Origin of the sequence: Halorubellus salinus (assembly GCF_020567525.1) — an archaeon.
Classification (GTDB): domain Archaea; phylum Halobacteriota; class Halobacteria; order Halobacteriales; family Natrialbaceae; genus Halorubellus; species Halorubellus salinus.
Map to the genome: position 1 here is coordinate 37,577 of NZ_JAJCVI010000007.1, position 21,384 is coordinate 58,960.

A 21,384-nucleotide genomic window follows, 5' to 3' on the forward strand; every position below is an offset into this window, starting at 1 on the left:
CTGTTCAACACCTTCCTGCGGCGATTCTTAGACTTTCACTCGTGGGTTTCAGTTTTCGGTCACGGCCGCGCGGGTGTACGGCCTACGCGATAAGGTACGGCACCATTTAAAAATAGGTTCGATTCTACCCCACACCTTGGTGTCGGGTCGGGGCGTGGGGGTGGTGCACATCGCTATCGGGCACCCCAGGTAGATATCTGGTGGCGACTCAGTCGCGCGGCGCCGCTGTCGGTGTCGAGCGACGTGGTGTGCGGAGAGACGAGCGCGGGTTAGTCGCGGATGTTGTAGTCCTGGTAGGCGGCGAGCTGGTCGAGCAGCCCGCGGCCTGTGTCCAGGAGTGGGTCGCCGGGCGCGTCAGCCTCGGGAAGTTGGAGGTCGACGGCGTCGAGGGCGCTGCGGACGTCGACGTCGGCGAGGGCCTCGCGGAGCTCTCGACGAGCGCCCTCCACGTTCTCGTCTTCGCGAACGGCGTGTTCGCGGTCTCGCAGGCTCGCTAACCCCTGGTTCGTCGCCTCGACATCACCCGCCACCCGGTCCCGATACCGAGCGAGCGCGTCGTCGAGCCGCTGGTACGCGGCTTCGATATCTTGGGCGTCGTCCTCGAAGGCGCGACGGAGCACATCGTACGCCTCTTGCTGGGCCTGTTGGACGTGGTCGCGGATGCGGTCGGGGAGGTCGTCGTCGACGTACTGCTGGAGGCGCTCCTCGAGTTCGGTCTTGAACGCCGCCGGGTACCGCGACTGGAAGGCGCGAATCTCGACGGGATACTGGTCGGCGAACTCGCGGAACAACTCCTTGTGGGTCTCGTAGCCTTTCGCGCCGCGGACGTCGTCTTCCAGGCTTGCGACGAAGCTCGACCACAGCGAGAGGTACCTCTCTTGTGCCGTCGCCGACCTTGTCGAGAAGGGGCTCGTCGACCAGCGTCAGTTCGGGTCGTAGGGATTCGTTGCTGTCTCGAGTCGATAGACATCCTCGACAGCGTCAAAATCGTCGTCAAACGCATACAGGTAGCCGAGCCCCTCGGTTTGCATATACGCGATAATGCAAGCATCGACGAAGGAGAGGGGTTCGTGTTGGCGAAAGAGGACCTTCCCTGTCGCGAGGGCGTCGGTAGTGAGTGAGTCGATGTGGAAGCGGGCGTTTTCTTCGATGCGATCGAGGAGGTCGACGGCTGCGTCGTGGCCGGCGTGGGTCGTGAGGCCGTTGAGTGTTTCCGCAAGCACGTAGTCGAGGACGACCGCCTCCGGGAGCGTCCCATCGTCGATACCCTGGAGCACGGGAAGCGCGGCATCGTGGGATCCATCTCGCCGGTATGCGGCGGCAAAGAGGACTGTCGTATCGATTAGTGCACGAGGCATTTACTCGACGTCGACGCCCCAGGCGTCGTGGTCGCTTGTCACATCGGTGGATTCCTCACCAGCGTAGCCGTCAAAATCGGCGAACGTTCCCGTTTGCTGCTGGATGACGTGGACCCGAATGCTCCCATCGTTTTCGAGATGCCAACGGAGTTGATCCCCATCGTCGATATTGAGTTCCCGCCGAATCCGGGCGGGGATGTTCGCTTGGTTTCCAGACACCTTGCTTTCGGCGTCAATTCTGTCGCTGCTCATACCTCCCGGTACGTGGCCGACCGTGAAAAGCCTAGTGTGCCGCCACACTATCCAGTAACAGAAGAGCGATTCCTCCATCGGATGGCCCAAGCCACAGTAGTGGACTTCGCGTCGCTCGCGATGGTCGTTGGAGCCGCACGCCGCTGCGCTCTGAATCGGCCGTAGATACTTCCGAATTCCCCAGCGTCAGTTCGCGTGGCTCCTCGAACCGCAGTTCGAGCGAGTCGTCTCGCACCTTCGCTCGCATCCCGAGCGCTGTATCTTCGATTTCCTCACTCGGGAGCGGGGCGTTCCCATAGAGGGTGCCGGTGAGGAAGCTGGTGGTCGACACGAATCTCGATTCTGTTCACGCCGGTCAAAAGTGGGTCGACGGCCGGACGAACACGACGGTCGAGCCGTGGCGTCAGTACGGGTCGACGGCCGCGTTGAGGCGAGTGACGTCCTGGAGGCGCTCGAACTTCTGTCGGTTGCTGTTCTCGCCGTCGAACGAGTAGAGGAACGGGATGTTACGCCGACGCATGTACGCGACCATCAGCGCATCCGGCAACTCCAGCAGATTGTGCAACTGCCATATCATCCGGCCGTGCTCGTGGACCTCCTCGCCCAGCGGGACGATCTCGAAGTTCGGGCTGTGAACCAGCGAATCGAGCGTCCGCGTCGCCTCGGGCTTCCCCATCTCGCCCTGGACGTGCTTCAGTAGCTCCTGCAGAATCGGTGTGAGCACGACCCCGTCGGGGAGATCGCCCTCGTCGATACCGGCGACGATGGCGCTCGCGGCGTCGTGGTAACGGTCGTTCGCGCTCCGCCACCCCAGCAGTACCGTCGTATCCACCAGAATTTTCGTCATCGACTCTCTCGTCGGCGTCAGTTCTCGTCGCGCTCGCCGCCGCGCACCATCTCGACCGCGTCCGTCTCCCCGACGTCCACCGGCTCCAGGTCCTTCGGGCGCGTCCGTCCCTGGTTGATCTCCGGCGACCACCAGAGCACCACCTGCCCGGACTTCCGGCGCTTCACGCGCCCATCTTCGTGGAGCTGGCGCAGGCGACGCCGCGCGAGATCCTGCGTACAGCCGAGCACCGCCGCCACGTCCCGCGACGTTATCGCAGGCGACTCCGCCACCTCGAACACCGCCAGCACGTCATCCGGGGAGACGTCCTCGGGACCGACCGGGTCGTCATCGTGCTGCGCTGTCTCGCTCATACCCCACCATAGTCGGACTGGCGACTTGAAACCTAGGTGTCGGCCCAGAGAAAGCATTTACCGGCGACAACACTATCGAATTGGCATGCCCTCGCCCCCGTCACGCAGACGCCTCCTCCGCCTCGTTGGGGCGGCTACCTCGGTGCCACTTGCTGGCTGTACCGTCTCCGCATTCCGCCCTGAGGAAGCAAGCTCAGACCCCGAGTACGTAGACGAAGCGGCTGTTGTCTACGAACATGAGCAATTGTCTCTCTCCGTTCAATCAGATAGGCTCTGTTGAAATCCTCACAGGGTTACAGGTTCGACAGCTAGTGTGAGTGAATGCAGGCCCTCCCAAAGTCACGATTGCTCCAGTTTGTTGAGCAGGCAGTCCACTTGGCCCGACGAACTGTCGCTCGCTACTCCTCGAAGTTTTCGAAACGACGCTACACACTCCATCAGCACATCGTTCTACTCTGTCTCAAAGTTCGGAAGAACACGACGTATCGGGCGCTCCTCGACGAACTCATCGAGATGCCCCGCATTCGGAAAGCCATCAACTTGGACGAACTCCCGTCACCCTCAACGTTGTGCAGAGCGTTCAACCGACTCGGTATGGCTGTCTGGCGTGTTCTGCTTAACCTCTCGGTCACGCTTCTCCCGACTAACGGTATCGTTGGGATCGACGCTTCAGGGTTTGACCGGAGTCACGCCTCGAAACACTACACGAAGCGAACAAAGCTAACTATTCAGCAGTTGAAGGTGACACTTCTGGTGGACACGAGATCGAACGCGATTATCGACGTACACGTAACGACGACACGAAAGCACGACTCAAAGATTGCGCCGTCGCTCATCAAGCGTAATACCGGGGAAGTAGCGGTTCTCCTTGGCGACAAGGGATATGACGACCAGAAGGTTCGCACATTAGCCCGTGAGACCGGTGTTCGACCGCTCATCAAGCACCGCGAGTTTTCGTCGCTCCATAAGGCGTGGAATGCTCGACTGGATGCTGATCTCTATGGTCAGCGTAGTCAGAACGAGACGGTGAACTCCAGACTCAAACGCAAGTACGGTGCGTTCGTCCGGTCACGGCACTGGTGGAAACAGTTTCGAGAACTCGCTATCGCCTGCGTTGTTCACAATATCGACCGAGCACTCTAACCGGTAGATACAGATGATCGAGGCACGCATCAGCCGTCAGTCTATATGTTGGGTATCACGAGAAAAACCCACGGTTGCGCAAGATACTGAGCAGCCCACCGCTAACCAACCCGTGACTGAGGAGGACGCCGGCCCGTACTGGATGTGCCGTGCATCGGTAGCTCGTTCCGTGAATATTGTCACCGAATTTGAGCGTGTTCGTCGTCCAGTCATACGTGATACCGTGTTCCGCCTCGGGCGGGTAGCGGGCGTCGTTACACCCGTAGCCGCCACCAGTAATAGCGTACGCGAACAGAACGAGTCCGAGCATCACGCCGACAGCACCGATTCGTTGGTTCCAGTTCAGGAACCAGGTCGAAAGCAGTGCACCGAAAACGAGGGCTGATGTGGTGTACAAGAGGACGTTCGTTTGGAATCCAAATGCGGTGCCGAAATTGACGTAGGTGAGGCTAGCAAGCAACCCGAAAACAGCGAAAAACACGACAGCGATAGTGGCCTTCCGCATACTGTACTCGTACTATTTCTACTGAATAAGTCTTGTCTGTAGAATAGATTCCCTCTCCATCTTGTAGAGACCCGCCACAAAAACATCAACCAATGAAAACGAAAGAGGTAATGTACGTTTTGCACAGCATTCCGAAAATATTCCTGGCCTGATAGGCCGACGTCGTTCGATATGCACACCTACCTAACAGCAGTTCCATCAGATGAGATGTCTAACGAATAGGATTTCAACAGAGCCTCGGATGTATAATCGAAGCCGGTGAGCCAGTCTCTTATCGCCAGATTGCAGACCATCTTGACATTCGAACGACAAGTCATGTCGCGTCAGCAGTAAATGCCCTACAAGATCAAGAAGTCGTTGAGAAAGGAACGACGGGTGGGAGAACTAAAGTCGACCTTGCAATTGATGATATCGGAGAGATTCGGCAACGTGCCAGACGACGTGCTGAAGCCGAAGAATTACTGAAAGACATCTAATTCTATAGGCATCTCAATGACTGACTCAGGCTGAGCCTTCAGTTGTATCTGGCCGGCGGCCAGCTGGGATTACGGCTGGTGCCCTCTACAGTGCGTGCCGGGGGACGGTTCATCGGCGGAATCAACAGGTGGCGGAATCAACAGGTGGTCGCCGAGGCCGCTGGGGCTGATGTCGAAGCCCTCCGCAAAATATATAACCTGCAGTCAGACTTGCCCGACGACCAAAGTACGCCTGGTTCCGTGAGTGAGTGATGCACCGTTCTGTGGAGCAATCTGGCAGTCGTTGAGGATAATAGTCGAGCCCTCCCTGAGTTATAATATGATACTAACAAATGCGAAGTCGAGGTCTCTGCCCAAAACCGAATCCCATCCCAACCGTTTGGAGTTCAGTTCTGTTCCGAAAGTGCCTCTGAGAAATCGCCTACTGGGGCTTCCTCAAACACGTCCTCGTACGATTCTTCGAAGACCGTGTTCATGAGCGAGACCAGCTCTGTGTTATCGGTGCAGAATTCCTCAACCGCTGTGGTCGCGTTGTCGAGGTAGGACTCAACGAGATTCTCTGGGTCAAGCTCGTAGGTCTTGGTGAAGAGTGTGGACGCGCTTCCAAGCCGAATCTCGACATCGTCGATTTCCTCCAATGCCCCGCGGATTTTGGCCTCGTAGTCAGTCGACGCTTTCTCTGTGAAGACGTTGTTGAATGAGTGGTCGGCTTCGTAGGTTCGTTTGTGGAGTTTGCGTTGCGGTGGGAGACGCAAATGGAAGGCGAGCTGCCGGTTGCGGAGCGTTTCGGTCGTCGGTGGGAGATGATAGTACAGTTCGAGGGTGCCGCCGTCGTCGCGGGGATTTTGTTCCCAGTAGGTGGGGCGGAAGCCTTGCCATTTCGCGCTGTCAGCGTCGCGGATTATCCAGCCGGAGTCCTCAAGGGGGAAGTGCTCTTGGATGGTGTCTTGCCAGTGGGTTGTAAGGTGGGTGCTGAGGTCGTCGAAGTCGGTCTCGAACTGGCGTTGAGCTTGTTCGACCTGGTCGATGACGTCGTCGTACTCGAAGTACAGTTTGAGGCGGTCACTGAGTTCGTCTTCGTCGAATGGCTTGGGCATGTTCTCGGTCTCCTGGAGTGAATTGATGAAGTCGGTGAACTGGATGACGCTCCGCGTCGGATACTGGAACAAGGACCCATCGAGGCACTCTTCGAACGCGTCCGCGAGATCCTCCCAGCTCACCTCGTTGAAGCGGTCATCTTCTGGTGGGTCGGCGTTGAACTTCGCGATATACGCGTACGTGTACTCGTCGAGGTCGCTGACCGTGATTTCTGTATTGTCGAACCACGTGAACTGCCAACGCTTCGTGTTGGCGTAGGTTGGGGTCTGGTTTTGGTTCTCGTCGGCGCCGACTTTCAATTCGAGAAAGACGGCCCACTCTGGGTGGTCAGCGAGTGCTTGGCCGCCACAGATGATGAGGTCGATACGGCTCTCTGACCCGTCATCGGCAACGTACACCTCCTCTTCGATCTCGATGTGCTGGCTACCAGGGTGCTGGACTGGCGCGTCGACAGTTTCGAGGAATTTGTCGAGGAGTGTGGTGCCGAAGCCGTGAGGTTTGTTCGGGTCAAGGAAGTACTGGAGTGTCTGTTGGTACTTGCGCTCGCGACGGCCTGACAGTATAGAGAACACGCCAGATGGCTGTTTAGCTTGGCTCTCGACTGCTAGATAGTGGTCGATGAACTCGTCGAGTCGTTGTGGGTCCAGTTCCAGTCCATCCTCGCCCATGCCTACCTGCCTCGTGCCTCGAGGGTTTGAAACTACTTACTGCTGGGCTTTGGCTTGTTCGGCGTAGTCGATGATGGCGTCTTGGATGGTTTCACCGGACCCTTCGATTGTGCTGCCAGCTTCCTTGGCTCGGAACTCGTCATCGGTCTCAGTCACGCGGATCTGGAAGAGTTGCGTGTTCCACGACATCACCTGAAGGCTACGGACGAGGTACTGTAAGCGCGGGCCATGGCCGGAGTGAAAGTGAAAGTAGCACAGGGCGCTGGACGAGCAATCACGGCGTTCAGTCTCACTTTCAGCGAGGGCTCCGACATGGAGAGTTCCTATTCTTCTCGTCCGGGGGTACTCCCAGTCACGTCTAGTCGGGTGGGGGGCTATGGAAAGGCTGATGACGTGGACGACTGCATCATCAGCCAGAACGCCCGCTATGGTGAACGATTCGAGTCCCTCCACGACACGACGGTTAACTGGCCTGCGACCGATGCTCCTTGGTATCGCCATCATCCTGACCGGGGGCATCTTCATCGTCCGCCAGCTCGTCCTCCGCTGGACGAACCTCGCAACCGAATCCTCACTCCTGATCATCTTCGTCCAGATCGGGTTCGCCATCACCGTCCTCGGGTTCTTCTACGGCCTCATTGTCGACGCACGAACCACTGACGCCAATCAGGGCTGACGCACCGGCGTACAACTTTCAGCGGCAGTCGGTCAGGAATCGGTCGTCTGTGTCCCGGCGGTAGCTGGGATGTTGCCGAGTTGGAGATACCGGTTGTCCTCGCGGTTTGGGTCGTAGCCGACGATGATGTCGGTGTCTGGGGGCGTGTCGAAGATGACGCGGTCCCCTTTCTCGAGTGCAGCCGGCATACTCGTGCAGTCGTCGAACCACTGGGCGGTGTCGAAGTCCGTGTAGGCGATGAAGAGGTCGGCTGTAGGCATACGTTCACCTCTCCGGTGGGCGATTGCGACGAGGCGGCCGCCTTGGGTCGGTGTGCAGTCTGGCTCGGCCGCTCCGTCAGGAACCTGCGACACCTCCGTATCCGATTTCCAGGAGTTGACCGTGTCCCGTGTCGTGGTCTTGGGGTGCTGGTTGCAGCCTGCGATGGCGCCCCCAAGTGAGGACGCACCACCCTGTAGCAGGTGTCGGCGCCGCAGATTCATACCACCGTCCACCGAACTGGCGTGGGTAAAGGTGTCGCTCCATGACTGGTGAATGCCCTCTACGGCAATGACAAGGCGCCACCACGCTCCGTATCTGACGGCCAGCCGGCGCTCTCTCGGGGGTCCGTCGCGGTCGCTTGGTGGGGTGGCGGGCGAGTGTGGTGGTGCTCTCGTGGCCGGCATAGAGGGCGTCGTCGGTAGCATTATAGGTTAGTAGTTGATACTAACGTGTGTGGCGAACACGCTGAAAGACTCCGGAGACGGCCTCGCACTCCAGATTACGAAACCAGCCCGGACGGCCGGCCTGGTCGACGAACGCGACACGCCCGACGGCAAGACACCTACGTACAGAGCTGAAACCCGCGTGCATGCATTCGCTGGCTTGCTCGTGGTCGTCGACACCACGAACGTCGACGACGCCGACGAGGCCGAGCTGGTCGCGACGGCGGCTCGTGAAACCGACAGCGCGTACCAGTCGATGACCGCGACCGTCCAGATTGCGGGCCATGGCTACCAGCTCCAGCTCCCACCAGCATCAGACGCAAGCCTCACGCAAGGCGATACACCAGCAGTCGTCCCGGCACCAGGGCTGCTGGTCATTGGGAACGACGATGTCGACGGTCGGGTGCGGCCCACGCGCATCGCCGAGGACCTGGTGACGATACGACGTGACCAAGACGAATGACACACGTACCGGAAGGCGGTGATTGATATCCTGTCTACCGCTCTCGAAGTTTGATATACAATCCACAGCTCGAACAAGGATACTGGAGGCTGGCGGTGACCTGGGCCAGGATGGAGGCGAGATATGTCGCTGACGGACTGGCCGCAATCACTCGGCGGCCCTGTACGTTTGGAAGACGATGGGTGTGTCGAGGTGTGCTTGGATTGGGAGAGGCGTGTTGATGGCGCCATGGAAGTCGTTGGGGGTGGAGTTGTCGTGTTGGCAGGAAGTTTCATTTGGTGGTGGGCGCACTGATGGTGTATGCAATCGGTGAATCGGCGGTGGGTGGTTACTGTGGGTGCGGTGCTCCTTTCTGGCTGTTCTTCAAATCCGTTATCTGATTTGGGGGGCCAGACCAGTTCAACGACGGCCTCGGGAGGAAGCGCGGGGACAACGAGGAGCCAGGGCACCCAATCGGATGCCAAAACCAGTCGGCCATCGGACACTGAGGAATCGGGGGGCGAGACAACAACTCCACGGGATGACGGCTCTAGGGCGGGGATTGCCGACAGGGCACGGTCGTTGCTGCCGCCGGTGGACGTGCTGCCTTCGGGCTATTCGCATCAGAGCACGACGCAGGGGTCTGACACTGGAGTGGCGTCATTCGTCCGGACGTATCGCGATGACGGGCAGGATGGAGGCGAGACGCCGGCGTCTGTGGCGGTGTCTGTCACCGGCTTCGACGCCCGCACGGCCGCAGCCGAGGCGACTGAAACGCGGATTGCCGAGACAGAATCACGATATGACACCTCGATGGAGACGGTGAATCTGGAGTCTGGGGTGTCGTATCAGCGGTTACGGACAGTTACTGATGGCGAATACCTCACCATTCATCTGTGTACCGTCGGTCAGTTCTCGATTGCAGTTGTGGCGTCGGACTCACTCAGCTATGGCCAGTCTGTGCCCCTGCGTCTGACCCAGACGGTCTTCGAGCGGCACCGGGCCAATATTGCTTGATGGGGTTTCCTCGGTGCTGCGATAGATTATCTCGAACCCGTGTTCTCGGGCTGCCTGCTGCAATAATCGAAGTGTCTCCGAGTCTCGGACTTCTTCGACGACGACGATGAGTCGTGCGTCAGCGTCCACTCGGTCCGAGTTCTTCGCAAAGGCTTCATAGTTCTCCATCTGGTCGACGAGGTCTGTGATGTCACTCGGGTTTCGGACCGTAGATTTCACTTCGACGAGGCGGTTCCCGTCTAGGATGAGGTCGATTTCGCCCTCCGTCCCAGTTTTGCGGATGAGCTCGGCACTGAAATCGAGGTCCATCGCTCGAATCTGGGGTCTCCCGAATCGGAGGGCGGCAGTCATCTCAGTCGGGATTCCTTTCGTGCCGCCATAGTTTGAGACTTTGAGTTGATGGAGCCATGAGTCATCTCCGGCCCGGAACGCCGATTTGAAGCCGTCTACGTCGCGTAGTTCGGCGGCTGCAGCGAATACTTCAGTCCACTTGATGCCGACGTGGGCGTCACTCGTGGGGTCGACTCGCGCAGCCAGGTCTGTGACGTCCGACACAGTGAGCGCCTCAGCTTTGAGTAAGGCGTTGAGGTCACTGGCCCGAATGCCGCCTCGGACGTAGCTCCGGAGTGTCTCACTAGGTAGTTCGTGGGTCGATTCGAGTCGCGAGAGGGCGCGCAGATCAATGCCTTCGGTGGCTGCTTTGACGACGAGGTCTCGGCTGAGGAGGCCTGAGGTTCGGAGTGCCACAGCTGGGTTGTCGCCGGCCGTGGTGGGTTTGTCGCTGTAGTATTTCGTGACGAACCGATACTGTTCGGTGGGCGATAATTGTTTCAGTTCGTCGGAGTAGCGGAGGGCGCCCGCGATAGAGCGCGGTGAGTGGTCGCGGACGATTTGCGGGATATCGATAACGCGGCCATCTGTGATCGAGACTCGGCGCCCGATTTCTTTTCCAGTCACGCTGAGGCTTTCAGTCCCGGCTTTGAATCTGCGGACTTTTCGTAGAGACCGGATGCCGTCGGCAGCTGTATCAGCTCCCTTATATAAGGTTTGGCCTGCGGCCTTGAATTTCCCACCGACACCGAGGGTCACAACATCGAACGCCACCCACCCGCCCGACCAGATCGCTTTATTCGTCTGGCCGCGGTTCTGGGCGCGCTTGTACGCTCCATAGTCGCCGAGTGGCGCCAAGATACTGATGAACCGACCGGTTTTGTATGCCGTACTGTCCCGGTCAACGTAGACGTTGGCGCCAATCTCCTCGCTAAGATAGGCGTCCATCTCACTGCTTCGCTTGGCGCTGTATGTCTCTCGCAGCCCCTCAGAAGCACCCATACTGAGATACGTGAGTTGCCTGTCAACTTCGTTTTCACCCTTATCAGCAAGTTTGAGAGTCTGCACCCCGCCAGACGCTGACGTCGGATAAGGGACAATCATATACGCATCACGAGACCCTGTGCGGCGCCATTCCGTGACGTTCGCATACACAACCGTAATCCCAACCGACCCCCGCACCACCGTCACCTTCGTCCCTTCCACCCCAGCTGCACTCATCTCATCCAGGACATTCTCAATCCGCGCATCAACAGTACTGCCCGAAACCTGCGTCTCGAGAACCTCCGCGATAGTGCCTGGGTCGGGGGTAGGGCCAAAGGTCAGGTCTGCCCGTTGTTCGCTGGGGTCCTGGAGCGGCGTGGCTGTTGTGGTAATCACGTCGCCGCCCTGCACCGTCGTTGTGGTCGAGACGAAGTAAGAATCGTCGTGTTTCCGCGGTGTTTCGACCGTCAGACTGGTGCCATTCGGAATCCGTCCCAGACTGACAAGGCCGTTCGAATTCGTGTCCTTCGTCTCACCATCGATGGACGGGTACGAGTCACTGGAGAGTTCCACCGTGACCCCAGACACCGGTTCACCGTCTGGCGTCTCGACCGCTACTGTTGGATAGACGTATCGGGGAATCGTTATCTCGCGGTCCCCGCCCCACAGGTCGCTCTCGCCTGTTTCAAACACGATTCCAGTCGGTTTATACCCCGGTTTCTCAGCGAGCACCGACAGTTGGAGGTCACGGGGGAGCGGTCCAAACTCGTAGACTCCGGGTTCGATCTCGGTGCCATTCAGCGACTCGGGCACGTCATACGACGGCCCGGTTTCGAATCCGATGAACCCGACAGCGGTGACTGTCACATCCGCATCCGTGACCGGCTCACCGGAACCGTACCCGACCACGCGGACAGTCGGGTCGACTAATTCCTCAGCGACAATCACCGACCCGAGTGTCGTTACTCGAGTCTCCGTGTCTGGCGACGATTGAGATAGCTTGAGCGCCACACTGGCAGGGGGCGACGCGGCCGTTGGCGTCCATGCAAACGTGTGCGTGGTCGTCGCCCCCGCGTCAAGCGTCACCGTCGTCGTAGTCGTAGCGCTCTGAGTCTCTGCCCCGGGCACACTGATGGTCCTCGTCACGGCCCGATCATGCGGATTCGAGAGCTGAACCGTGACAGACACCGTATCGCCCTCGGCGATAAACTGTGCCGGTTGCGTGACAGCCGCCATGTCGAACCCAGATGTGGTCGTACTGTTGTTCGACTCGGCGCTGACGGTATAGGTGGGCCCCCACGCGCTGGACGCAGTCCGAACCCAGTCGTCGCCGATTCGCGTTTCAACCTGCGTCTTCACGCGCACCGGGCCGGCCGTGGTGGGCGTAAAGTCAGCACGGAGAGTTTGCACGTCGCTCGCTGGCACTGATGAGGTTGGCGTGCGGACGGTCTCCTCCGCAGCACCATCCCCATCGGCGTCAATCAGGAACGCCACGCGAACGGATTGCTCGTCACGGTTCGGGTTTTCTACCGTGGCGTCCAGTGGAACACGTTCTCCCGTGGTTAGATTGCCATCGCTGGCAGCCTCAGCAGCCACACCGCTGTCACGCGTGAGTGGGTACTGTCGTTCCACGACGAGTGACGGCGCCTCGCCTGATTCCACGTCGAGTTTCGTCGTGGCCCAGAAGGCACCATCAGCATAGACTTCGACATAGTAGGTTCCCGGGGTGAGATTCTGCCAGCTGGTCTCGCCCGACGAATTCGTCTGTTGGGTGTCGAGTTTGTTGCCACCATCGTCGTAGAGGACGACGGTCGCACTGGCAGTTCGAGAGCCGTCACTGTCCTCAACTGCAAGTTTGAGACCGCCGGTAGATGACGCCACGTCAATCTCCGTTACCCAGCCAGTGTCGGCCGTCAGGACCCAGTCATCATTGACTATGGTCTCGACTGCGACCCGAACCTGAGAGGGACCGCCTGAATCCAGTTCATGCTCGTACCCAAACCACTCCGACCCCGCACTCGCGACATCTACTGGCCCTCGAGTAATCGTCTCCTCAGCACGCCCATCGTTGTCCGTATCGAGGAAGATCTGCACGCGAACCGAGCGGTCGCGACCAGCATCATTCCGGACTCGCGGCGAGATGAGGACCGTCTCGCCGACTTCGTAGGTGCCGTCGCCACCATCTTGATTCCGAATCTCAAGTGCATTCGGGTACGGTTCGTGGCGCTGGAGTGTTGTCGATGTGGTCGCCCCAGCCTCGACGTCAACTGCGTCCCCACCCCAGTAGAGACCGTCGGCGTACATTTCGACGTGATAGGAGCCTGCCGGCAGCTCGGAGAAGGACGCACGACCGTCAGTATTCGTGTGTGTGGAGTCGACCACTGTGTTCGCGTCGTCATACAGCACGAGTTCAACATCACCCTCCGGGGTGCCTGATTTGTCCTCGACAGCGAGCTCAAGGGTGCCTGTATCGGATTGCACCGTCATCGAGTCGTGCCAGCCAGTGTCGTCGGTCTGCACCCAGCTGTCACCGAATTCGGTCTCGACGAGGACGCGTACCTGTTGGGTTCCACCCGACGAAATCGCGTGTTCGTAGCCGAACCACTCGCGGTCACCAGCACCAACCGTGATGGGTCCTCTTGTTACCGTCTGTTCGCCGCTCCCGTCGTTGTCGGTGTCAACGAGTATCTGGACGCGGACCGACCGACTACTCGATGCGTCATTCACAATCGAGGGCGTGATGAGAGCTGTCTCACCAACTTGGAGACGTCCATCGCCATCCCCTTGTTCTTCAACCGGGACACCGTCGGCGTACGGTTCGTATCGCTGAATCGTTCGCGTCGTGGTCTCGCTCCCCTGCACTTCGATATCGAGGCCACCCCAGTACTGCTCGTCAGCATACGTCTCGACATGATATTGGCCGTCGTTGAGGTCGGCCCAGACCACGTCGCCACTGGCGTCGGTATATTTGGTGTCCACTCGGTTCCAGTCCTCGTCATAGAGGACGACCTGGATGCCAGATGCGGTGGCGCCACTTGCATCGGTGATGGTGAGATCCAGATTGCCAGTTGTGGATTGCACGTCGAAGGCGTGCTGCCAGCCAGTATCGTCAGTAATCACCCAGCTGTCACCGAACTCCGTCTCGACGAGCACGCGTACCTGGTGCGTGGCACTGGCGTCAATCGTATGCTCGTACCCGTACCACTCTGAGCCGCCACTATCGATTGTCAGTGGGCCACGCGTGATTCGCCGTTCAGCGGTGTCATCGTTGTCGGTGTCGACGAGTATCTGCACGCGGACTCCGCGACTAGTCGATGCGTCATTCCTCACGCGGGGTGTGATCACCGCGGTCTCGCCGCGTTCAAAGACACCATCGCCATCGCCTTGTGCCTCAATTTGGAGTGCCGATTCGTACGGCTCGTACTGTTGGATGGTTCGGGTTGTGGTACTGCCGGCCTGGACCGCTGTCTCGAGCCCACCGAGATAGCGGTCGTCGGCGTACACCTCGATGTGGTAACTGCCGTCACTGAGGCTCGTCCAAGAGATGCCACCATCGGCGTCGGTGTACGCTGTGTCAAGCTGCTCCCAGTCATCATCGTAGAGGACGACGCGGGCGTCCGCGATTGGCTGTCCAGATTCATCTTCGACCGTGATATCCAGGCCGCCGGTCGATGACTGCACAGTGTACGCGTCTTCCCATCCGGTATCGTCAGTCAGCACCCAGTCACCTCCAAACTCGGTTTCGACGAGCACGCGAACCTGGTGGGTGCCGCGTGCTTCTATCGGATGCTCGTATCCATACCAGCCAGCGTCGCCGCTCGAGATGGTCTGTGGGCCCCTCGTGACAGTCTGGTCAGCATTGCCGTCGTTGTCGGTGTCGACGAGAATCTGAACGCGGACAGCGCGGCCGGTTGACGCGTCGTTTCGAATCCTCGGCGAGATGACAGCGGTTTCGCCAGCCTCGAAGGTGCCGTCACCGTCTCCTTGTTCAGCGATGTCCAGATTGTCTTCGTACGGTTCGTAGCGTTGGAGTGTGGTGGTTGTCGTCGATCCAGTGGTCACTTCCACTTCCGAGCCGCCTAGGTACTGGTCGTCGGCGTACGTCTCGATATAGTACGTGCCGGCAGTGAGGGTAGTCCAGGAGACGTCGCCATTGGAATCACTGTATTGTGTATCGATTGCGTCGTAGTCGCTATCGTAGATGGTGACTCTGGCGTTGTCGATAGCATGGCCGGACGTGTCTTCGACGGTGAGTTCGAGTGTGCCCTCGTTTGACTGGACGGTGAACGACTGCTGCCAGCCGGTGTCGTCGGTGACTGCCCAGTTGCCGCCGAACGCGGTTTCAACTTGGACGCGAACTTGGTGTGTGCCACTTGTGTCAGGCGTGAAGTCAGTGCCGTACCACTGGTCGTCGTTGCTGTTGATGGTTAGTGGCCCTCGAGTGACGGTGGTCTCGGCGACATCATCGTTGTTGGTGTCGATGGAGATTTTGACTCGGACGTCGCGGCTGTATGATTTGTCGTTCCGTATCTGTGTGGCAATATTGACGGGGTCTCCAATGGAGATGGTTCCGTCACCGTTCCCCTCGTCGGTGAGGTCTATGGTTTGTTCGTAGGGCTCGTTCCGGCGGAGTGTGATGCTGGCAGCGGTGTTATCTGTGACTTCTGCGGTTACGCCACCCCAGAATTCCCCATCGTGGTACGCTTCGAGATTGTATTCACCGGGGGAGAGGTCGGACCACGAGACCTGTCCGTTCGAGGCTGTCGTTTGTGACCCGACTCTGTCCCAGTTGGTATCGTAAAGAACGACTGTTACGCCGGCAGTTTCATAGCCGTCAGCGTCGCGTACGGTGACCTCAAGTCCACCGTTTGTTGCTTGGGTGTGTGAGAACGGTTGATGTGATGGGGCGAGGGGACCCGAAGAGTTCGTGCGTTCTAGTGGGTCGTGTGTGGTCGTTGGTGAGGCGGCGGCTGTGGTGCCGGGCAATGTCCCGAGAAGGCATAGTGAGCCAATCAGGAGCAGGCTGATTGCGAGTACGGATATTTGTAGGCGGCTGTGTCGACTGTGTATCGGATGTAGCGTGCCCTTCAGAACCAACTCAAATCCCCCACCTGAATATGTTAGATTTCCAATTCAGGTCTTATAATTGTTCTGGGCGCACGTACCCGACACGAGGACACTCCCAACACCAGCAGCCAAAACCTCAATCAGACGCCACCCTCCCATGGGATGCAACGAGTCGGCCACCTACTCATTTGAGGGACGGCTGCGACGCACCGATATGCAGCTTCCAGGGCGAACGCCCCTACGGCTCTCACCGCAGACGACGCGCGCGGTCGTCGCTGGGAGTGCCGTCTTCGATCTCCTCACACGGCTCCCCGGAGACGTACTGATTCCACTACTGTCGGTCAGTGGCGGACTCGCAGGCCCACCATGGCTCGCCACACTCTCAACGTGGCTCCTGTTCTTCGTGGTCGTCTTCACCATCACCCCCTCAATCTTCACACACCTAGACGTTCTCCCACGACATGCAACTAGGTTCAGACTCATCTTCGCCACCGGCACCATCGCGGTCGCATACACCCTCCAGAACCCACCACCTCGCGGCATCCCTTACCTGAAGCTAATCTTCGGGATGTTCCTCCTCGGCGGAATCATCCTCGCGTACCTCTCGATTGTTCACAACTGGCGTGTCACGAGCGCAGAGGGCCAAGCTGTCGAGATTCTTGACCTGATGACGCCAGGCGAGGATGCACGCGCAGAAATTCGAACTGACCTCGCACGCGAGGGGTGGCTCGGCCGCGCCGGCCTGACATCGTACCTGCTTGCAGTGATGATTATCGTCGCCATGCCAGCAATCCTCGCCGCAGTCGTCCTCAGAGCGCTGACTTACGCCTACCCACTCCTCGACATCTTGGTCCTCGCCTGGGTCCTCAAGGACCGATTTGAACCGCACCTGGAGATAGTATCATCGGACAGCCGCTTACAGCGGTTCTACTATGATATCGAGTCGTTCCTCTTCGACATCATCGACCAAGCAACTAGAAGTATCCACGGGATGATCGCAACGATGTTCGCGCTGTTGGGTGTGATGGTCGCAGCGGGCTACTTCCTCTTGCTAGTCTCGGTCGGCCCCAGGTTCCTCGAGACAATCCAACTCGGGGTCCGAACGCTCGCTGATTCGCCGTCGCTCGATGTCTTCCAGATAGTGTGGAATCTCCTCGGTGTCCTGGTCCTGTTGGGGACCGTCGGAAGCTACGCGCTCTGGGGGTGGCTGCGAGAGCTCCAACGCCTCCCGTATTTTCTCGACTACAGGGAGGCCAAGACGACCGAGGAACACCCTCGTGACGCACTGTCTGCGTTACCTCCAGCGCGAGTCACCGGGTTCTTCGGGCTGCCGGCGGTTGCGATGGGACTCATGGCCGCCAGCATTCAATCGGACTCGACCCTCGCCAACACAATAGTCAGCGTCGGCTGGCCGCTATGGCTCGTCTTGCTGGGTGTTGCCGGCCGGCGAACACTCACCCGACGACCTCAGCCCGTACAGCGCGAGTACTGGGTCATCACCAGCGCCTTGCCCTGGTACACGATATTATTCTTGACGTTCGCCAACGCCGACGGTATCGTGACAGCCGCACCGAATCCACTCGCAATCGTCGCCGTTCTCAAACTCCCGCTGGCCTTGGTACTCCTCTGTACAATGATGGCTGTGTTCCCGTTCGTCACCGACTACGCGGAACGCACCGAAGGACTCCAGAAGTACGCCGCAGCAGCGGTCATGCTCGGCCTCGGCTGCATCTCTCTCGTTGCCACAACAATCTTCAGCGGCACCTACAACACTGGCGCCGAAATACTCGCCGGAATCGGATTCGTCGCCGGTATCCTCTTCTTCCTCGTGAGATACTACGACCTCTAGTACCACAATCGACCCGCTCAACTAACACCCAGGTAGTTACGGCCTTTCTGCATCGGGTGGGGTCTCGATGACGATGTCTCGGGCTCGAGGGCCGCGGGACGCGGTCTGGATAGAGAAGCTGACTCGGGCGTCGAGTGTCGGCTCACCTCGAACGACATCTGCCCGGTGCAAGAAGACGTCCTGTCCATAGCCGTCCCGTTCGATGAAGCCGTACGCCTCCTCGTCGCTCAGAAACCGGATGCGCCCAGTTGCCTGTTCCATAGCCGTCTCTCCGACAGACAACGGCCGGATATTTCAATCACTAGTTTTATTCGTCGGTCGCGGGTGGTTCTGGGCAATGCCTGTGGGGTGTGACTATTTCGATTCGACCGACTGGGAACAACGACTCCAAGCGCACGTCGGCCGAATCTGGGACCTCGAAACCGCACTCCGAACACGCGAAGACACCACGCCGACTGCGCACATCGAATCACTCGCGGACACCCACGGAATGCACCCAGAAGAGGTCGCCCGTCTATCACTCGAAGCGGCCAAGGACCGCGGCCTCCTCGCTGACGTGCCAGTAGCCCTCGAGTCAGCGGCGTCCCGATGGCACGCTCATCAAAACCGCCTCCCAGACGACTGCCCCCACGAGTCCGTGACCGGCGACAGCTACTGCCAGTACCACATCCACCCCAGCATGTACGCCTCGGTGGGAATCTCACGCGACAGCGTCCAGGCCGACCTCCGCAGCCACCTCACAACCGAGACCGACCAGCGCGCCTGTTTCGTCGGTGCAACGTTTACCGAGCTCAACCTCCACGAACTCCGGGTGTCGAGTACCGCGACCACTCGGGTCGATTTCCGATTGAGTACAGTCATCGAGCAGGTGGACTGTGCAGCCGCAACCATCCAGCCGCCACTCACGTTCGAAGGCGCAATCCTCAATCAAGACTCGGGCGAGCACGAGACAGCCGCAACTGGCACGGCAGCGAACCGCTATCTGAGTGTCGACGCGACCGTCGATTTCGGCGGCGCTCACTTCGCCGGGACGACCGATTTCAAACACACCATCTTCGCCGGCCCGAGTTCGTTCAACGGCGCGACGTTCGACGACATCGCGATGTTCAATTACGCCAAGATGCACGCCCCATTCGAATTCTGGGCGACAGCGTCCGGCAAGGCGGACTTCAGCAAGACCCGCTTCCATGACACGGCACAGCTCCGTGGCGACTACCACACCGCAGGTATCTTCAACTACGCAACGTTCGAGGGGCCAGTCGTCTTCTGGAACAGCACGTTCACCGGCAAAGCGGAATTCCTCGCGACCACATTCCACGACCGACTCGATGCCAGTCACACAACCTTCGCTGGATTCACGCGGTTCTGCGAGACAGCCTTCCATGGGGCGGTGAGTCTCCACGCGGCGCGCTTCACCGACCGCGTCCACTTCCGCCGACTCGACGCCGCGTCAACCAGCATCGACCTGACCGACGCCCACCTGGCGGCGGGCATCATCGAATGGGACGCCCCGACGGCGTACTTCGACGTCAGCGACGCCACAATCGGCAGGGTGACACTCACAGCGACAGAGGACGGCGCGCTCCCGGGGTCGCCGTTCGACCATCTCGATATCTCCCGCACCACGTTTGACGGATTCGATTTCGGTCGGCACGCCGGCCAGCTCAAACCCCGCTGGCGACTGGACACGCTCGCCCCGAATTGGCCAACTAGCCGGGACTCCGGGTCCAGGGACCAGCTCCAGCGGTACGAGGCCCTGGAAGACACGTATCTGCGAGCGAAGAGTGGCGCCAACCAAGCAGGCCACAACAAGGCTGCCTCCGAGTTCTTCCGGCACGAGATGCGGTATCGGCGGAAACAACACGCCACACACGTCCGGCATCGGCTCGCAGCTCTCACCAGCACCGATGCGTCGCTGGGGCGAACCGCGTGGCGATCGGGGACCGCAATCTGGCGGACGCCCTTCGATATCGGTCGTCGGCTGACACCGTGGGGTGCCCCACAGCCAGCTGCAGCAGCGACGACGCCGGCGTGGTTAGCGGCGTATCGATGGGGTGCCAATACCGTCTTGGATGCCGTCTCCGGCTACGGTGAGCGCCCGCAACGACCAATCGTCAGCTCCGTACTACTCATCTGTGCGTTCGCCGTACTATACGCCGCCCTCGGGGTCGCAACCCCGGCATCGGAGGGGTCAGCTATCGGGTATCTGCTGTTAAGTCTCCAGTCGTTCATCACGTTCATCCTCGGGTCCAGTCCGGTCGAGACGGGTGTCCTCGCGCAGTTCCTGAGCGCCGTCGAAGGCTTCGCGGGCGCCTTCCTGATAGCAATCTTCGTGTTCACGCTAACGCGCTCCATCCACAGGTAGCCTGTTCTCAAGGCTCGAAGCCGTGTCGGGCGTATAGGTGTGGCCAATGTGTTTATATTAGCTTGTAGCCTGTTTCTCCAGCAGCTTGAAGCCGAGATCTCCTATTCAGCTGAGGAACAGAAGTAAAAGAACTCTGACACCGAAGCGGCTACTTCTTCCGAGCGTATAGATGGGGTAGTATCTAGGGCCGATTAGGAAGGGGAGAGAATCACCCCTTTACCGGGCTCACGATATCTTGTATCGCCGATTCGATGTCGGCGATACACGGTCGGAAAGGCTGATGCAGTATTATCGTGCTTGATGGACGCCGTCGTCAAATGGTCCTTGTTCTTTGCCGGCCTCGGTACAGCTCTCTTTGAGCCCCCGGTCTGCTAGCTCGGATTGGGATGGATGCCAGTTGGTATCGGGCCCCTGGTTGGTTCGCTGAGATTGACGACGAAGTCGAGGAGCTCATCAGATTGGTGCATACCAATCTCTTGGTGCTCCAAGCCATCTGTATCTGAAAGTGCTTGGAGCGCATCTCTTGCGTGGTCCTATCGACCGACGAGCAGTCACTTGCCGGGGAGTACCTCCGCGGCCTCGCACCTGGCATTGACCCAGACACCACCACCTCTAAATCCGATACTCCCTGAGAGAACAACTACGCATACTTCCGGCATAACGTCACTGAGCAGCTTTGCGGCCTAGTGTTTTCCAACGCTGCGTCCAGAGTCGGACCTCGCAATCGAACCCACCACTACCAGTACGAAACCCATCACTCCAGCTCACCCTTTTAGAAATCGAGCTGGATACAGGACAGGGGCACTGTCTAGTTTAGCACCTCCGCAGCTGGCGTGCGTCCATCGAGCGCCTGATGTGGTCGTTGGTAATTGTAGTAGTGCATAAACACCGTAAGCCACCGGCAGACGCTCGGTCGACTGCCCACCCATGATTGGTGGAAGCGGTCGATCCGCATCGCAAGCGTCTGAAACCACTTCTCGATCTGGTTTCGGTCGACGTGTCGAGCCGACCGCTCGATCCGATTCGAGCTAGGGCAGTCAGATAGCCGTAGCTATCGACCAGAAACCCAGCCGCTGAGAGGTCGTGTTTCTCGTCTAGGTCACGGAGGAACGCAGCCGCTGAATCGGTGCCACGCCGAGCAAACACGTCGACGCCGAGGATCAACTTCGTGTCGAGGTCTATTGCAGCAGAGGGAGCAGAGGGCATCGAGATTCGACGTGAGTGTTGGCGTTCTGGGTGGCGCGAGGAGC

17 protein-coding genes and 1 pseudogene are annotated in these 21,384 nt (G+C 59.3%); 6 read left to right on the top strand and 12 right to left on the bottom strand.

All coding sequences use genetic code 11. The features are described from left to right. Positions 1–269: 269 nt before the first annotated feature. The 5 genes from LI336_RS18225 to LI336_RS18245 form a co-directional block, all read right to left on the bottom strand. Positions 270–791, bottom strand: a complete 522-nt coding sequence (locus tag LI336_RS18225; RefSeq protein ID WP_227134598.1) for a hypothetical protein — start codon at positions 789–791, stop codon at positions 270–272. Positions 792–923: 132 nt separating this feature from the next. After that, positions 924–1,358 (bottom strand): PIN domain-containing protein, encoded by a 435-nt coding sequence (locus LI336_RS18230; protein WP_227134599.1) that lies wholly within the window; start codon positions 1,356–1,358, stop codon positions 924–926. Then, complete coding sequence (locus tag LI336_RS18235) at positions 1,359–1,610, bottom strand: AbrB/MazE/SpoVT family DNA-binding domain-containing protein (RefSeq protein ID WP_227134600.1); 252 nt, start codon at positions 1,608–1,610, stop codon at positions 1,359–1,361. Between the two features lie 403 nt (positions 1,611–2,013). Further along, entirely contained in the window at positions 2,014–2,457 is a 444-nt protein-coding gene (locus LI336_RS18240; RefSeq protein WP_227134601.1) for a type II toxin-antitoxin system VapC family toxin, read from the bottom strand. Positions 2,458–2,474: 17 nt separating this feature from the next. Next, positions 2,475–2,810, bottom strand: coding sequence for a transcriptional regulator (locus LI336_RS18245; protein ID WP_227134602.1), 336 nt, complete (start codon positions 2,808–2,810; stop codon positions 2,475–2,477). 321 nt (positions 2,811–3,131) lie between these two features. Between LI336_RS18245 and LI336_RS18250 the strand changes: the two genes are divergently transcribed. Further along, on the top strand, positions 3,132–3,953 hold the full coding sequence (locus LI336_RS18250; protein WP_227134603.1) for an IS5 family transposase: 822 nt from the start codon (positions 3,132–3,134) through the stop codon (positions 3,951–3,953). 55 nt (positions 3,954–4,008) lie between these two features. Here the strand turns inward: LI336_RS18250 and LI336_RS18255 are convergent, their stop codons facing one another. Then, positions 4,009–4,458 carry a hypothetical protein gene (locus LI336_RS18255; RefSeq protein WP_227134604.1) on the bottom strand — a complete coding sequence of 150 codons (450 nt, stop codon included), beginning with the start codon at positions 4,456–4,458 and terminating at the stop codon, positions 4,009–4,011. Between the two features lie 496 nt (positions 4,459–4,954). Between LI336_RS18255 and LI336_RS20445 the strand changes: the two genes are divergently transcribed. Beyond that, positions 4,955–5,104, top strand: a complete 150-nt coding sequence (locus tag LI336_RS20445; RefSeq protein WP_227134789.1) for a cyclin family protein — start codon at positions 4,955–4,957, stop codon at positions 5,102–5,104. Positions 5,105–5,320: 216 nt separating this feature from the next. Here the strand turns inward: LI336_RS20445 and LI336_RS18265 are convergent, their stop codons facing one another. Together LI336_RS18265 and LI336_RS18270 are read right to left on the bottom strand one after the other, a co-directional pair. Beyond that, positions 5,321–6,700, bottom strand: coding sequence for a PD-(D/E)XK nuclease family protein (locus LI336_RS18265; RefSeq protein ID WP_227134605.1), 1,380 nt, complete (start codon positions 6,698–6,700; stop codon positions 5,321–5,323). Between the two features lie 36 nt (positions 6,701–6,736). Continuing rightward, positions 6,737–7,153, bottom strand: coding sequence for a hypothetical protein (locus LI336_RS18270; protein WP_227134606.1), 417 nt, complete (start codon positions 7,151–7,153; stop codon positions 6,737–6,739). Between the two features lie 28 nt (positions 7,154–7,181). On the opposite strand from LI336_RS18270, the gene LI336_RS18275 reads away from it, so the two are divergent. Beyond that, positions 7,182–7,376: a hypothetical protein gene (locus tag LI336_RS18275; RefSeq protein WP_227134607.1), complete on the top strand. Its 195-nt coding sequence runs from the start codon at positions 7,182–7,184 to the stop codon at positions 7,374–7,376. Positions 7,377–7,408: 32 nt separating this feature from the next. On the opposite strand, the gene LI336_RS18280 is transcribed toward LI336_RS18275, so the two are convergent. Further along, positions 7,409–7,636, bottom strand: a complete 228-nt coding sequence (locus LI336_RS18280) for a hypothetical protein (RefSeq protein ID WP_227134608.1) — start codon at positions 7,634–7,636, stop codon at positions 7,409–7,411. 454 nt (positions 7,637–8,090) lie between these two features. Here LI336_RS18280 and LI336_RS18285 point away from each other — a divergent pair, with 454 nt between their 5' ends. Further along, complete coding sequence (locus LI336_RS18285; RefSeq protein WP_227134609.1) at positions 8,091–8,543, top strand: hypothetical protein; 453 nt, start codon at positions 8,091–8,093, stop codon at positions 8,541–8,543. A gap of 918 nt (positions 8,544–9,461) precedes the next feature. On the opposite strand, the gene LI336_RS18290 is transcribed toward LI336_RS18285, so the two are convergent. After that, positions 9,462–15,839: a carboxypeptidase regulatory-like domain-containing protein gene (locus LI336_RS18290; protein ID WP_227134610.1), complete on the bottom strand. Its 6,378-nt coding sequence runs from the start codon at positions 15,837–15,839 to the stop codon at positions 9,462–9,464. A 295-nt stretch (positions 15,840–16,134) separates the two neighbouring features. On the opposite strand from LI336_RS18290, the gene LI336_RS18295 reads away from it, so the two are divergent. Continuing rightward, positions 16,135–17,769: a hypothetical protein gene (locus tag LI336_RS18295; RefSeq protein ID WP_227134611.1), complete on the top strand. Its 1,635-nt coding sequence runs from the start codon at positions 16,135–16,137 to the stop codon at positions 17,767–17,769. Positions 17,770–17,805: 36 nt separating this feature from the next. Here LI336_RS18295 and LI336_RS18300 read toward each other — a convergent pair whose 3' ends face one another. Beyond that, positions 17,806–18,030 (bottom strand): cold-shock protein, encoded by a 225-nt coding sequence (locus LI336_RS18300; protein WP_227134612.1) that lies wholly within the window; start codon positions 18,028–18,030, stop codon positions 17,806–17,808. A 76-nt stretch (positions 18,031–18,106) separates the two neighbouring features. Here LI336_RS18300 and LI336_RS18305 point away from each other — a divergent pair, with 76 nt between their 5' ends. Continuing rightward, the gene (locus LI336_RS18305) at positions 18,107–20,134 is read left to right on the top strand and encodes a pentapeptide repeat-containing protein (protein ID WP_227134613.1); all 2,028 of its coding nucleotides are present in this window, start codon (positions 18,107–18,109) and stop codon (positions 20,132–20,134) included. A gap of 808 nt (positions 20,135–20,942) precedes the next feature. On the opposite strand, the pseudogene LI336_RS18310 reads toward LI336_RS18305, so the two are convergent. Continuing rightward, a pseudogene (locus LI336_RS18310) lies at positions 20,943–21,322 on the bottom strand (transposase domain-containing protein); the annotation flags it as partial. Positions 21,323–21,384 lie beyond the last annotated feature (62 nt).